Origin of the sequence: Ruegeria sp. HKCCD8929 (assembly GCF_013031405.1) — a bacterium.
GTDB lineage: Bacteria > Pseudomonadota > Alphaproteobacteria > Rhodobacterales > Rhodobacteraceae > Ruegeria.
On the sequence record NZ_WPZY01000004.1, the window covers coordinates 206,635 to 220,009 of the forward strand.

At 61.7% G+C, this 13,375-nt stretch carries 15 protein-coding genes; 7 read left to right on the forward strand and 8 right to left on the reverse strand.

Annotated features, from left to right (window positions below; all coding sequences use genetic code 11):
- Positions 1-18: 18 nt before the first annotated feature.
- Genes dnaQ through GOX53_RS08165 form a run of 4 tightly spaced genes read right to left on the reverse strand, consistent with a single transcriptional unit; the run spans position 19 to position 2,756 of the window.
- Entirely contained in the window at positions 19-744 is a 726-nt protein-coding gene (gene dnaQ / locus GOX53_RS08150; RefSeq protein ID WP_171175183.1) for a DNA polymerase III subunit epsilon, read from the reverse strand.
- Entirely contained in the window at positions 737-1,330 is a 594-nt protein-coding gene (gene coaE / locus GOX53_RS08155; RefSeq protein ID WP_171175185.1) for a dephospho-CoA kinase, read from the reverse strand. The genes dnaQ and coaE overlap by 8 nt, the downstream gene beginning before the upstream one ends.
- On the reverse strand, positions 1,327-2,160 hold the full coding sequence (locus tag GOX53_RS08160; RefSeq protein WP_171175188.1) for a shikimate dehydrogenase: 834 nt from the start codon (positions 2,158-2,160) through the stop codon (positions 1,327-1,329). Before GOX53_RS08160 ends, coaE begins: the two co-directional genes overlap by 4 nt.
- The gene (locus GOX53_RS08165) at positions 2,157-2,756 is read right to left on the reverse strand and encodes a nucleoside triphosphate pyrophosphatase (RefSeq protein ID WP_171175190.1); all 600 of its coding nucleotides are present in this window, start codon (positions 2,754-2,756) and stop codon (positions 2,157-2,159) included. The genes GOX53_RS08160 and GOX53_RS08165 overlap by 4 nt, the downstream gene beginning before the upstream one ends.
- Before the next feature lie 406 nt (positions 2,757-3,162).
- Here GOX53_RS08165 and hemJ point away from each other — a divergent pair, with 406 nt between their 5' ends.
- The 7 genes from hemJ to GOX53_RS08200 all read left to right on the forward strand — a co-directional run bounded on the left by hemJ (position 3,163) and on the right by GOX53_RS08200 (position 10,540).
- Positions 3,163-3,612, forward strand: coding sequence for a protoporphyrinogen oxidase HemJ (hemJ, locus tag GOX53_RS08170; protein ID WP_171175192.1), 450 nt, complete (start codon positions 3,163-3,165; stop codon positions 3,610-3,612).
- A gap of 125 nt (positions 3,613-3,737) precedes the next feature.
- Entirely contained in the window at positions 3,738-5,009 is a 1,272-nt protein-coding gene (rho, locus tag GOX53_RS08175; protein WP_171175194.1) for a transcription termination factor Rho, read from the forward strand.
- 30 nt (positions 5,010-5,039) lie between these two features.
- The gene (gene mnmE / locus GOX53_RS08180) at positions 5,040-6,326 is read left to right on the forward strand and encodes a tRNA uridine-5-carboxymethylaminomethyl(34) synthesis GTPase MnmE (RefSeq protein WP_171175196.1); all 1,287 of its coding nucleotides are present in this window, start codon (positions 5,040-5,042) and stop codon (positions 6,324-6,326) included.
- 12 nt (positions 6,327-6,338) lie between these two features.
- Complete coding sequence (gene mnmG, locus GOX53_RS08185; RefSeq protein WP_171175197.1) at positions 6,339-8,207, forward strand: tRNA uridine-5-carboxymethylaminomethyl(34) synthesis enzyme MnmG; 1,869 nt, start codon at positions 6,339-6,341, stop codon at positions 8,205-8,207.
- 20 nt (positions 8,208-8,227) lie between these two features.
- Positions 8,228-8,827: a 16S rRNA (guanine(527)-N(7))-methyltransferase RsmG gene (gene rsmG / locus GOX53_RS08190; protein WP_254446507.1), complete on the forward strand. Its 600-nt coding sequence runs from the start codon at positions 8,228-8,230 to the stop codon at positions 8,825-8,827.
- On the forward strand, positions 8,820-9,623 hold the full coding sequence (locus tag GOX53_RS08195) for an AAA family ATPase (RefSeq protein ID WP_171175201.1): 804 nt from the start codon (positions 8,820-8,822) through the stop codon (positions 9,621-9,623). The genes rsmG and GOX53_RS08195 overlap by 8 nt, the downstream gene beginning before the upstream one ends.
- Positions 9,624-9,643: 20 nt before the next feature.
- Entirely contained in the window at positions 9,644-10,540 is an 897-nt protein-coding gene (locus tag GOX53_RS08200) for a ParB/RepB/Spo0J family partition protein (RefSeq protein WP_171175203.1), read from the forward strand.
- On the opposite strand, the gene GOX53_RS08205 is transcribed toward GOX53_RS08200, so the two are convergent.
- From GOX53_RS08205 to rph, 4 genes are read right to left on the reverse strand one after another with little or no spacing between them, the layout of a single operon-like run.
- Positions 10,530-10,883, reverse strand: coding sequence for a YbaN family protein (locus GOX53_RS08205; RefSeq protein ID WP_171175205.1), 354 nt, complete (start codon positions 10,881-10,883; stop codon positions 10,530-10,532). The two genes, GOX53_RS08200 and GOX53_RS08205, sit on opposite strands and share 11 nt — an antisense overlap.
- A 3-nt stretch (positions 10,884-10,886) precedes the next feature.
- On the reverse strand, positions 10,887-12,044 hold the full coding sequence (gene hemW / locus GOX53_RS08210; protein WP_171175208.1) for a radical SAM family heme chaperone HemW: 1,158 nt from the start codon (positions 12,042-12,044) through the stop codon (positions 10,887-10,889).
- Positions 12,034-12,648, reverse strand: coding sequence for an RdgB/HAM1 family non-canonical purine NTP pyrophosphatase (gene rdgB / locus GOX53_RS08215; RefSeq protein WP_171175210.1), 615 nt, complete (start codon positions 12,646-12,648; stop codon positions 12,034-12,036). The genes hemW and rdgB overlap by 11 nt, the downstream gene beginning before the upstream one ends.
- Positions 12,645-13,358, reverse strand: a complete 714-nt coding sequence (gene rph, locus GOX53_RS08220; RefSeq protein WP_171175212.1) for a ribonuclease PH — start codon at positions 13,356-13,358, stop codon at positions 12,645-12,647. The genes rdgB and rph overlap by 4 nt, the downstream gene beginning before the upstream one ends.
- Between the last annotated feature and the right edge of the window lie 17 nt (positions 13,359-13,375).

Here is a 13,375-nt window from a genome sequence, read left to right on the forward strand (position 1 = left end):
TACCGCGCCTGGTCCCGGTCAGGCGCGGTTCCAAAGCGCGTCTTCCCCCAGCTTTTCGACAAATGCCCTATGCGCTTCGCGCTCGGCCTCGGTGATCCTGTCGGGCAGGGGGTTGGGCCGGGCCGTCGGGCGCCATGCCTCGCCATCCGCGCCGATGCCCGCGCCGGAATGGGCCGAAAGCGCGAAGTCCGGCTGCCGCCCGCCGATCAATTCCAGATAGACCTCGGCCAGAATCTCGGAGTCGAGCAGAGCGCCGTGCAGCACCCGGTTCGAGTTGTCGATGTTGAACCGGCGGCAGAGCGCATCCAGCGACGAGGGCGAGCCGGGGAATTTCTTGCGCGCCATGGCCAGCGTGTCGACGGCCTGATCCATCGGCATCGTCGGCAGACCCATCCAGCGCAGCTCAGCATTGAGGAATTTCATGTCGAACGAGGCATTGTGGATCACCAGCTTGGCGTCGCCCACGAAATCGCGGAACTCCTGGCCGATCTTGGCGAACACCGGCTTGTCGCGCAGCGTGACCTGACCCGGTTTCGGGTTCTCGGGCGGCTCCAGAAGGTCGGGGCCGATACCGTGAATGCCAAACGCCTCGGCCGGCATCGAGCGTTCGGGGTTGATATACTGGTGGTAGGTCTTGCCGGTGGCCACGTGGTTCCACAGCTCGACCGCGCCGATCTCGACAATCCGGTCGCCGCTTTCGGGGTCGAACCCGGTGGTTTCGGTATCGAGTACAATCTCACGCATGTGCCAGCCCTGCCCGTATCTGCCTGACCACATCCTGCACCTGGCGGCGCGCATGGTCCAGCGTGTCGGTGATGATGACGAAATCCGCGCGTTCGCATTTTTCGTCGTTGGGCATCTGTTTGGCGCGGATCTGGTGGAATTGCGCGGCGGTCATGGTGCCGCGTTCCATCACGCGGGCCTCTTGTATCTCGGGCGGGACCGAGACGCAGGCCACCGCATCCATCGCCGCCTCGCCGCCGGTCTCAAAGAGCAGCGGGATGTCGAAGACCAGAATATCCGCCCGCGCGGTGTCCCGGAATGTCGCGCGATCCTCGGCCACCAGCGGGTGCACGATCCGCTCGATGGTGCGGAGCGCATCCGGGGTTCCGGCAATCACGCGTTTGAGGGCCGGGCGGCTGACCGCGCCGTTTTCGATGGCGTCAGGAAAGACCGCGCGCATCGGTTCAACGGCCGCACCGCCCGGCGCGTAAAGCCGGTGCACCGCCGCGTCGGCATCCCACAGCGCGCAGCCTTCGTCCACGAACATCTGGGCGGTGGTGGATTTGCCCATGCCGATCGAGCCGGTGAGGCCCAGATTGAAACTCATCCCAGCACCGCGGCGCGGGTGGCGTCGTCGACCTCGGGCCGTTGGCCGAACCAGCGTTCGAATCCCGGCACCGCCTGGTGGAGCAACATGCCGAGCCCGTCCACGGTGGTGCATCCCGCCGCCTCAGCCTCGGCCAGCAGGCGGGTTTTGAGCGGGGCGTAGACCAGATCGGTGACCACCGCGTCGGGGCGCAACCCATCGAGCGGCACGCGCAGCTTGGGTTTGCCGATCATGCCCAGTGTGGTGGTGTTGACGACCAGCCGGGCCTCTTCGATCACGTTTCCGGCCTGCACCCAGTCGGCCACCCGGATGCGCTGACCGAATTCGTCCTGCAGATGCTCGGCCCGCGCGCGCGTACGGTTGGTCAGGATGATCTCGGGTACACCTGCCTCGGACAGGGCTGAAATCACCGCCCGCGCGGCGCCGCCGGCGCCCAGCACCACCGCCGGACCCGCCTGTGGGTTCCAGTCGGACGCGCCGCTGCGCAGGTTCTCCATGAAGCCGTACCCATCTGTATTGTCGGCATGAATTGAGCCATCCGGGCGGAAGATCAGCGTATTGGCCGCCCCGATCACTGTGGCCCTGTCGGTCACGTGGTCGGCCAGCGTCAATGCCGCCTCTTTGTGCGGGACGGTGATGTTGGCGCCGACGAAACCGGCCTTGGGCAGGATCCGCAGCACCTGTTCCAGATCCGCCGGGGCCACGTCCATCGGGATGTAGTGGCCTTGCAGCGCGTATGTGGTGAGCCAGTGCCCGTGCAGGCGCGGAGATTTCGAATGCGCGACGGGATGGCCGATCACGCCCGCCAGTGGAATCCGGTTGTCCGTCATTGTTCGATCACCCCCCGCAGCGCCAGAAAGTTGAGCAGTTCCAACAGGGGCATACCCAAAACGTTAAAGTAGTCTCCGTCAATGGTGGTGAAGAGGCGCACGCCCTCTTCCTCGAGCTTGTATCCGCCGATGGCGTGGCGGATGCTGTCCCAGTTGCGGGTGACATAGCCGTTCAGATAGGCATCCGAGCTGGTGCGCATCCGCAGGCGGACCTGACCCACATGGCGCCAGACCGGCTGGCGGTCCTGATAGATCACCGCCGCCGAGAGCAGCATGTGCCGCTTGCCGCGCATTTCTTGCAACTGTTCCAGGGCCGCTTCGGGGCTGGTCGGTTTCGAGAGCAGATGCCCTTCGAAATCCAGCACCTGATCGCAGCCCAGCACCATGGCGCCCGGGTTCTTGTCGCTGATCTTGCGCGCCTTCAGCTCGGCCAGTGCGTCGGCGATGTCGCGGGGTGGAGCCTCTTCGGCGAGCAGGGCGCGCTTGACAGTGTCTTCGTCGACCCGCGGCACCTCGACGGCAAAGGGAACGCCTGCGTTCTGCAGCAGCTGGGCCCGGATGGCGGAACCGGAGGCGAGGATGAGGGGGACAGACATGTGGAAAACCCCGTGCGTAAGAGGATGAGTGATCTTGAACGGTTTGTATGGTTTTCCGGTTGACACGCAAGCCCGGGAAACCGGCGCGAAAGATCCGCGAGTCGCACTTTTTCTGTCCCGCCGGGACAAGGATAAGTGGGCAAGACGGGATAACGGGGATGTTCCGAAGTTACTGACGAGTTATCCCCAGATCGGACGGCGTTAAAATTACATAACTTGTTGATAATAAACAACTATTAAAAGATATCAAAGAACTGTGAGAATCCGGAATACCCACCTGTCCACTTGGGGAAAACGACTTGAGCAACACAGTAATCCACGGAATTTCTTCACCCTACAAAACCATCATCCTTTTTCTTTTCTTTCTTTTTTATTAGGGAGGTCCCGTCCAACCGAGAGGCCCCGGATGACCGACCTTCTGTATACGATCTATCCCTGGGTGAAGTCGCTTCATGTCATGGCGGTGATTTCATGGATGGCGGGCCTGTTCTATCTGCCCAGATTGTTCGTTTATCACGTGGAAAAGGCGCAAAGTGTCGAGGGCGCGCCCGAGATCTTCTTTGAAATGGAAGAAAAGCTTCTCCGGGTGATCATGGGGCCGGCGATGGTCGTGACCTGGGTCTGCGGGCTGATCATGGTGTTCACCCCCGGCGTGGTCGACTGGCAATGGGCGTGGCCCTGGGCCAAGGGCGCGGCGGTGATCGCTATGACCTGGTTTCATCACTGGCTGATGGCGCGGCGCAAGGATTTCGCAGAGGGGCGAAATACGCTCACAGGGCGCCAGTACCGCATGATGAATGAGGTTCCGACCGTTCTGATGGTGGTGATCGTGCTAGCGGTGATTTTGAAGTTCTGAGGGCCGTTTGACTCTGCGCCTTTGCTCTCTTATGTAGAACTCAACGCGCCCGTCCGGGCAGCCGTGCTTTCCTGTTTGAAATCCATATATGCGCCGCGCTGAAAGCGGCCAAGGGTCGTATCATCATGTCTACCGAATCCCTGAACCTTGCCGATCTCAAGGCGAAAAGCCCCAAAGACTTGTTGTCGATGGCCGAAGAGCTTGAGGTCGAGAACGCCTCGACCATGCGCAAGGGCGAGATGATGTTCCAGATCCTGCGTGAACGCGCGGATGAGGGCTGGACCATCGGCGGTGACGGCGTGCTGGAGGTGCTGCAGGACGGGTTCGGCTTTCTGCGCTCGCCCGAGGCGAACTATCTGCCGGGTCCCGACGACATCTATGTCTCGCCTGACATGATCCGCCAGCATTCGCTGCGCACCGGCGATACGGTCGAGGGGGATATCAAGGCCCCCGACGAGAACGAACGCTATTTTGCGCTGACCAAGGTCACCAAGATCAATTTTGAAGAGCCCGAGAAGGCTAAACACAAAATTCTGTTCGACAACCTGACGCCCCTCTATCCCGATGAGCGTCTGAAGATGGAGATCGAGGATCCGACCATCAAGGACAAGTCGGCCCGCGTGATCGACCTGGTGTCGCCCATCGGTAAGGGTCAGCGGTCGCTGATCGTGGCGCCGCCGCGGACCGGTAAGACGGTGATCCTGCAGAACATCGCGCATTCGATCGAGAAGAACCACCCCGAGTGCTACCTGATCGTTCTGCTGATCGACGAACGTCCCGAAGAGGTGACCGACATGCAGCGGTCGGTGCAGGGTGAGGTCGTATCCTCAACCTTCGACGAACCGGCCACCCGCCACGTCGCCGTGTCCGAGATGGTGATCGAAAAGGCCAAGCGTTTGGTCGAGCATAAACGAGATGTTGTTATTCTTCTCGATTCTATCACAAGACTTGGTAGGGCGTTTAACACTGTGGTGCCGTCTTCGGGCAAGGTTCTGACCGGTGGCGTGGACGCCAACGCCCTGCAACGGCCCAAGCGGTTCTTTGGTGCGGCACGGAATATTGAAGAGGGTGGCTCGCTGACCATCATCGCCACCGCGCTGATCGATACCGGTAGCCGGATGGACGAGGTGATCTTTGAAGAATTCAAGGGCACCGGTAACTCGGAGATCGTGCTGGACCGCAAGATCGCCGACAAGCGCGTGTTCCCGGCCATCGACATCCTCAAGTCGGGCACAAGGAAAGAGGACCTTCTGGTCGACAAGGGCGATCTGGCGAAAACCTTCGTCCTGCGCCGTATCCTCAACCCGATGGGCACCACTGACGCGATCGAGTTCCTGTTGTCCAAGTTGAAGCAGACCAAGACGAACGGTGAGTTCTTCGACTCGATGAACACCTGACACAGGTCTTAACTGACGCGAGGCCTTCGAATGGATACGATATTCGCCTTGGCCAGCGCGCAGGGCAAAGCCGGGGTGGCGGTCATCCGCCTCTCTGGCCCGCAAGCGTACATGGCCGCCGAACGGCTGGCGGGTGACGGCCTACCGCCGCGCGGGATGCGGATGCGCAGCCTGCGGGATGTGCATGGCGGTCGGCTGGACGAAGGGCTGGTTCTGACCTTTCAGGCGCCGGCGAGTTTCACCGGCGAGGATGTGGTCGAGTTCCAGATCCACGGCAGCACCGCCTCGGTCAACGCAGTACTGCAGAGCTTGTCGGAGATGGGCGGGCTGCGGATGGCCGAGCCCGGAGAGTTCACCCGGCGGGCGCTGGAGAACAGCAAGATGGATCTGGCGCAGGTCGAAGGCCTGGCCGATCTGATCGACGCGGAAACCGAGGCGCAGCGCAAACAGGCACAGGCGGTTCTGGCCGGAGAGCTGGGGCAGTTGGCCGAGCGCTGGCGCCGGGATCTGATCCGCGCGGCCTCGCTGTTGGAAGCGGTGATCGACTTTGCGGATGAAGAGGTGCCGACGGATGTGACGCCTGAGGTACGCGCGCTGGTCTCTGGCGTGATGGGCGATCTTGAGCGTGAGGTCGCCGGGGTCCGGATTGCCGAACGCATCCGCACCGGGTTCGAGGTGGCCATTGTCGGGCCGCCCAATGCCGGGAAATCCACCCTGCTGAACGTGCTGGCCGGGCGCGAGGCGGCGATCACCTCGGAATATGCCGGAACGACCCGCGACGTGATCGAAGTGCGTATGGATCTGGCCGGGCTGCCGGTTACCTTGCTGGACACCGCCGGACTGCGCGATACCAGCGATCATGTGGAGGGGCTGGGCATCGCCCTGGCCCGCAAACGCGCGGACTCCGCGGATTTGCGTGTATTCCTGACCCATGACCTTACCGAGCTTGGAATTCCGTTCCAGAACGACGATATCCATGTCCTGCCGAAAGCCGATCTTCGCGGCGAGTCCAAAAATGGAGTGTCGGGTCGGACAGGGCAGGGGATTGATCGTCTGATCTCCCAGATATCGGGGGTGTTGTCGCAAAGAACTACCAGTGCTGGTATTGCCACGCGTGAACGGCATCGGATGGCGATGAAAAAGGCGCTGGAGGCTTTGGGTGAGGGAATGAGAGTTCTGGACTCGGGCCCCGACCTGTATGATATCGCAGCCGAAGAGCTGCGGACCGCGATCCGGGCGCTGGAATCCTTGGTGGGCAGAATTGATGTCGAGAACTTGCTGGACGAGATCTTTGCCAGCTTCTGCCTCGGAAAGTAAGGAGTGTTTCACGTGAAACATTCGGAGTTTGATGTCGCCGTCATCGGGGCTGGTCATGCCGGAACCGAGGCTGCCCACGCCGCTGCCCGCATGGGTGTGAAGACGGCGTTGATCACCTTGTCGCAAGGGGATATCGGGGTGATGTCCTGCAATCCGGCGATTGGCGGGTTGGGCAAGGGGCATCTGGTGCGCGAGATCGACGCCATGGACGGTGTAATGGGCCGCGTCGCGGATCGGGCGGGCATCCAGTTTCGCCTGTTGAACCGCCGCAAAGGGCCTGCTGTTCAGGGACCGAGGGCTCAGGCGGATCGTGCATTGTACCGTGCAGCGATGTTGGCCGAGACGAAAAACCGCGAGAATCTGACCGTCATCACCGGCGAGGTGACCGATTTCCGTATGAACGGTGATCGGGTGTGCGGGGTCATTCTGGGTGATGGATCGGAAATTCCGGCCAAAACCGTGATCCTGACCTCGGGCACATTCCTGCGCGGAATCATCCACATAGGCGATGTCTCACGGCCCGGAGGTCGCATGGGCGACCGCCCGTCGATCAAACTGGCCGAACGATTGGACAGCTTTGATCTGCCCATGGCGCGCCTGAAAACCGGCACGCCACCGCGTCTGGATGGGCGCACAATCGACTGGTCGGTTCTGGAGCGCCAGGACGGGGACGAGCAACCCGTGCTGTTTTCCTTTATGTCCAACGCTGTAACCGCCCCTCAGATCGCTTGTGGCATCACGCATACGAATGCGCGAACGCATGAGATCATTGAGAAAAACCTGTCGCGCTCGGCCATGTATGGGGGGCATATCGAGGGGGTTGGACCAAGATATTGCCCGTCGATCGAGGACAAGATCGTGCGCTTTGCCGAGAAGGACTCGCACCAGGTGTTTCTGGAGCCCGAGGGGGTGAACGATCACACGATCTATCCAAACGGCATTTCGACCTCGCTACCGGAAGAGGTGCAGGTGGACTATGTGCGCTCGATCAAGGGGTTGGAAAAGGTTGACATCCTGCAGCCGGGCTATGCCATCGAATATGATTACGTCGATCCCCGGGTGCTGACGCCACGCCTGTCGCTGCCCGAAGCGCCGGGGTTGTATCTGGCCGGGCAGATCAACGGGACGACCGGATATGAAGAGGCGGCGGCGCAAGGGTTGGTTGCGGGTTTGAACGCGGCGCTGGAGGTCAGGGGTGAGGAGCCACTGCATTTCACCCGGGCGAACAGCTATATTGGGGTTATGATCGACGATCTTACTACCCGTGGTGTGGCGGAGCCCTATCGGATGTTCACCTCGCGCGCGGAATTCCGGCTGTCCCTGCGGGCGGACAATGCTGATCAGCGGCTGACTCCGATTGCCTTGGAACTGGGTTGTGTCAGCGAGGACCGCACATCCGCGTTCCTGACCAAGATGGATCAGATGGATGCGGTGAAATCGAAGCTGACCGCAAAAACCTACACGCCGAAGGAAATCCGTGCCGTTGGGATCGACGTCAATCAGGACGGAAATCGCCGGGACGGGATGGCGATTTTGGCTTTCCCGAGGGTGGGGTTCGAGGATCTTCTGCCATTGGTGGACGATCTGGCCGATACCGCGCCGGAAATCCGCAAGCAGATCGAGCGCGACGCGCTGTATGCCAACTACATCGCCCGGCAGGAGCGGGATGTGGAGGCGATGAAGCGGGATGAAGCGCATGAAATCCCAAGGGATTTCGATTATGCGGCGTTGGATGGGCTGTCGAACGAGCTGAAACAGAAGCTCTCCCAAGCGCGGCCGGGGAATATTGCTCAGGCCGGACGGGTGGAGGGCGTGACGCCTGCCGCGCTGACCTTGATCCTTGCGCATCTCCGTCGTGATCTGAAGGCCCGCAAGGCATGAGCGCCGATCAGGACGCGATCATGGCAGACCTGGATGTTTCACGTGAAACATTCGACCGCCTGAAAGTCTTTGCCGATCTGCTGACGCGGTGGAATCCGCGCATCAATCTGGTGTCCCGGAACAGCCTGAGCGACCTGTGGCGCCGGCATATTCAGGATTCGGTGCAGGTGTTTCGCTGCGTCGAGGCTCGGCCGCATTGGGCCGATCTGGGCAGTGGCGGCGGGTTTCCCGGTTTGATCTGCGCCATTCTTGCGCGGGAATGCTGGCCGGGCACCAAATTCACCCTTGTCGAGAGCGATCAGAGGAAATCGGCCTTTCTGCGCAGCGCCACCCGTGAGTGCGAGGTAAATTGCACCGTGATCAGCCGCCGGATCGAAGCGATTGAACCGTTGGCGGCGGATATTCTGTCTGCCCGTGCGTTGGCCGATCTGCCGATGCTTTTATCCTATTGCGACAGGCACTTGGCCCCGACCGGCACGGCGCTGTTTCCAAAAGGCGTCAGTTGGAAAAAAGAGGTCGAGGAGGCGCGCAAGGAATGGCGGTTTGACGCGACTCCGATTACTAGTGAAACGGAACCCCAGGCCGTAATCCTGAAGATCGAAGGAGTGTCACGTGGTTGATCTGTCCCGCCCTGCCGGCCCCCGGATTATTGCGGTTGCCAATCAGAAAGGTGGGGTAGGAAAGACCACGACAGCGATCAACCTGGCCGCCGGTCTGGCCGAGGGGGGATGCCGGGTTCTGGTGGTCGATCTCGATCCGCAGGGGAATGCCTCGACCGGGTTGGGCGTCGATGATCGGGATTGGACGACCTATGACCTGATTTTGGACGACGCGCCGCTGGAAGCGGTCGTTCAGGACACGGAAATCGACGGTTTGCTCATGGTTCCGGCCACGGTCGATCTGAGTTCCGCGGATATCGAGCTGATCTCGAACGAAAAGCGCAGCTTTCTGCTGCATGATGCGCTGCGCCAGACCGCGATAGATAAATTTCGCCTGGATTATGTGCTGATCGACTGCCCGCCATCGCTGAATCTGCTCACCGTAAATGCCATGGTTGCGGCCCATTCGGTGCTTATTCCGCTGCAGAGCGAGTTCTTTGCGCTCGAGGGTTTGTCGCAGCTGATGCTCAGCGTGCGCGAGGTGCGGCAGACCGCGAATCCCGAGCTGAGAATCGAAGGTGTTGTGTTGACCATGTATGACAACCGCAACAACTTGTCCCGTCAGGTTGAGAAGGACGCGCGTGACAATCTGGGCGAGATGGTGTTTAAAACGAAGATACCAAGAAATGTGCGGGTCAGTGAGGCGCCGTCTTATGCGCTTCCGGTGTTGCAGTACGATTCCGGGTCCCTCGGGGCCATGGCCTACCGTCATCTGGCCCGCGAGCTGTTGCAAAAGCACAAAAACGTCGCCGCCTGAGCGGCGAAAAGGAGGGCATGGTGAGCGTCAGGAAAAGCAAGCCGAGAGGGTTGGGCCGGGGTTTGTCCGCGCTGATGGCGGATGTCACGCAGGAGTCGGATGGGGTTGTCGTCCCCGGTCCGCGCCGCCCGGACATGATGATTCCCATCGAAAAGCTGAAGGCAAATCCCAACCAGCCGCGCCGCACGTTCTCGCCGGATCAGCTGGATGAGCTGGCGGCTTCGATCAAGGAGAAGGGGATCATTCAGCCGCTGATCGTGCGGGCGAACGGTGCAGATCAGTATGAGATCGTGGCCGGTGAGCGCCGCTGGCGCGCGGCGCAGATGGCGCAGCTGCATGAGATTCCGGTGCTGGTGCGCGATTTCGATGACACCGAGGTGCTGGAAGTTGCGATCATCGAGAACATCCAGCGCGCCGATCTGAACGCGGTGGAAGAGGCTGCGGGATATCGCCAGCTGATGGAGCGGTTCGGGCATACGCAGGAGAAGCTGGCCGAGGCGCTGGGCAAGAGCCGCAGTCATATTGCCAACCTACTGCGGTTGCTATCGCTGCCGACGGATGTGCAGGCTTATGTGGTCGAAGGGAAACTCTCGGCGGGTCATGCGCGAGCGCTGATTACGGCGGAGAACCCGTCAGAGCTGGCGCGGATCGTGGTGCGCGACGGGTTGTCGGTGCGCGCGACCGAGGCTCTGGTTAAAAAGCAGCAGCAGGGTGCCAACATTCAGGCCGCGCCGCGTTCCAGCAACAATGGTGCGGGCAAGGATGCCGACACCCGGGCGCTGGAAAAGGACCTGTCGGCGATTCTGGCGATGAAGGTGGCGATCAACCACAAGCCGGGCACTGAATCCGGGCAGGTGGTGCTGACTTACGAAAACCTCGATCAGCTTGACGATCTGTGCGCCAAGCTCAGCCGTTAGGGCGGGTCCAGATAAAGATCAGGACGCAGCCCAGCACGATGGCCTGAATGATCAGGACATGGGTTGGCGCGGCGAAGATGACGGACAACGCGAAGACGGCGGCAATCGACAGGGTTGCCGCCTTTTTTGCGACCGGACGGATGGCGCCTGAGCTGTGCCAGTCGTCGATCAGCGGGCCGAAGGTACGGTGGCTTAGCAGCCAGGTGTGCAGGCGCTCGGAAGAGCGGGCGAAGAAGAACGCGGCCAGAAGCAGGAAGGGCACGGTGGGCAGCAGCGGCAGCACGACGCCGACCATAGCCAGCGCGATGCAGAGCAATCCCAGTCCTGCCCAGATGTACTGCATCCCTCAGCCCGTCAACAATTCGCGGATGACGGCGTTCAGAACGGCGCGGCCATCGGTGGTTGCTTTCAATCTGCCCTGATCGGCTTCGATCATGCCCAGATCAGTTAGATAGCGGAGTTTGTCCGAGTGCAAGGGGTGGCCAGCAAGCTGCTCAAAGCGCGCTATATCTAGTCCTTCAGCGATGCGGATACACATCATGAGGTATTCGCTGGCCTGTTCATGCGAAGATACCTCGGTGCGGAAGGACTCGCCCGATCCGTTGGCCGCCGCTTGCAGCCATGTGCCCGGCGCGAGGTGGGACTCGGTGGCGTATTTCCGGCCGTCGATGGTCACGCGGCCATGGGCGCCCGGGCCGATGCCCACATAGTCGCCATAGCGCCAGTAGATCAGGTTGTGGCGGGATTCGGCGTCTTGCCGCGCGTGGTTCGACACCTCGTAGGCGGGCATGCCATGGGCTTCGCAGATCTCTTGCGTGGCCAGATACATGTCGGCGGCATTGTCATCCTCGGGCAGCCCGCGCAGCTTGCCCCGGGCGTAGCGGTCGCCGAAGGCGGTGCCGTCCTCAATGGTGAGTTGGTAGAGCGACAGGTGGTCGATGGCCATCGCCAGCGCTTCGGTCAGTTCCCCGCGCCAGGCGTCGAGCGTCTGGTGCTGGCGGGCATAGATCAGGTCGAAACTGACCCGGTCAAAACAACTGCGGGCGATGTCGAAGGCGGCGCGGGCCTCGGCGACGGTGTGGATACGGCCCAGACGGCGCAGATCCTCGTCATTGAGCGCTTGTATCCCCATCGAGACGCGATTGACCCCGGCGTCGCGATAGGCGGCGAACCGGCCCGCCTCGACCGAGCCGGGATTGGCCTCGAGCGTGATTTCCATGTCGTTGGCGGGCCGCCAGAGGGTTAGGGTGGCGTCGATCACGGCGGCAACGGTGTCGGGCTCCATCAGCGACGGGGTGCCGCCGCCGAAGAAGATGGTGTTCAGCACCCGGCCCGGGGTTTCGGCGGCGGAGCGTTCAAGCTCGCTCAGATACGCCTTAACCCATTGTTTTTGATTAATATTGCGGGAAACATGGCTGTTGAAGTCGCAATAGGGGCATTTGGCCTCGCAAAACGGCCAATGCACGTACAGGCCAAAGCCCCCGTTGCGCCAGTCATCCGCCAAAACAGCCCTTTACGAATTGCGCCACCGCGCGTCCGCGATGGCTGATCTTGTTTTTTTCCCACCGGTCCATCTCGGCAAAGGTAATGTCGTACCCGTCGGGGACAAACATCGGGTCATAGCCGAAACCGCCTTCGCCACGGATGGGCCAGACCAGATGGCCAGGGGCGATGCCCTCGAACACCTCGTCATGGCCGTCGGGCCAGGCCAGCACCAGCGTGCTGCGGAACTGGGCGGTGCGGGGATGGGGGGCGTTCTTTGCTTCCAGCTCATCATGTGCGCGGGTCATCGCCATCAGGAAATCCCGACCATTGCCGGTTTCTGCCCAATCGGCGGTGTAGACACCCGGCGCGCCGTCCAGCGCGTCGATGGTGATGCCGGAATCGTCCGACAGCGCGGGCAGGCCGGTGGTTTGGGCCGCGGCATGGGCCTTGATCCTGGCGTTGCCGACGAAAGTGTCTTCGGTTTCCTCCGGTTCCGGCAGATCCATCTCACCCGCGCCGACGACCTTGACGCCAAAGGGGGTGAGGAGATGCTCCATCTCCTCCAACTTTCCCTTGTTGTGGGTCGCCACCAGCAGCGTATCGCCGTCGAACTTGCGCGTCATGCGGTGGCGGCCTGCTGCGCGGCGACCAGTTCGCCAACGCCTTTTTCGGCCAGATCCAGTAGCTGGTTCATCTGGTCACGGCTGAACACCGAGCCCTCGGCGCTCATCTGCACCTCGATCAGTTTCTTCGAGCCGGTCATGATGAAATTGCCGTCCACACCGGCCTCGCTGTCCTCGGGGTAGTCGAGATCCAGCACCGGCTGGCCGGCATAGATGCCGCAGGAGACGGCGGCGACCGGATCGACCAGCGGGTCGGAAATCACGTCGCCGGTTTTCATCAGCTTGTTGACGGCCAGCCGCAGCGCGACCCAGCCGCCGGTGATCGCGGCGCAGCGGGTGCCGCCATCGGCCTGGATCACGTCACAGTCCACGGTGATCTGACGCTCGCCCAAGGCAACGCGGTCGACGCCAGCACGCAGGGCGCGGCCGATCAGGCGCTGAATCTCAACGGTGCGCCCGCCTTGCTTGCCGCTCGCCGCTTCGCGCCGCATCCGGGTGTTGGTCGCGCGGGGCAGCATGCCGTATTCGGCGGTGACCCAGCCCAGGCCCGAGCCTTTGATGAAGGGCGGCACCCGGTCCTCAATGGTGGCGGTGCACAGCACATGGGTGTCGCCCATCTTGATCAGGCAGGAACCTTCGGCATGTTTGGTAAAGCCGGTCTCGATTGAAACCGGGCGCATTTCGTTTAGATCACGTCCTGAGGGTCGCATGAAAAATCCTTTGTTTG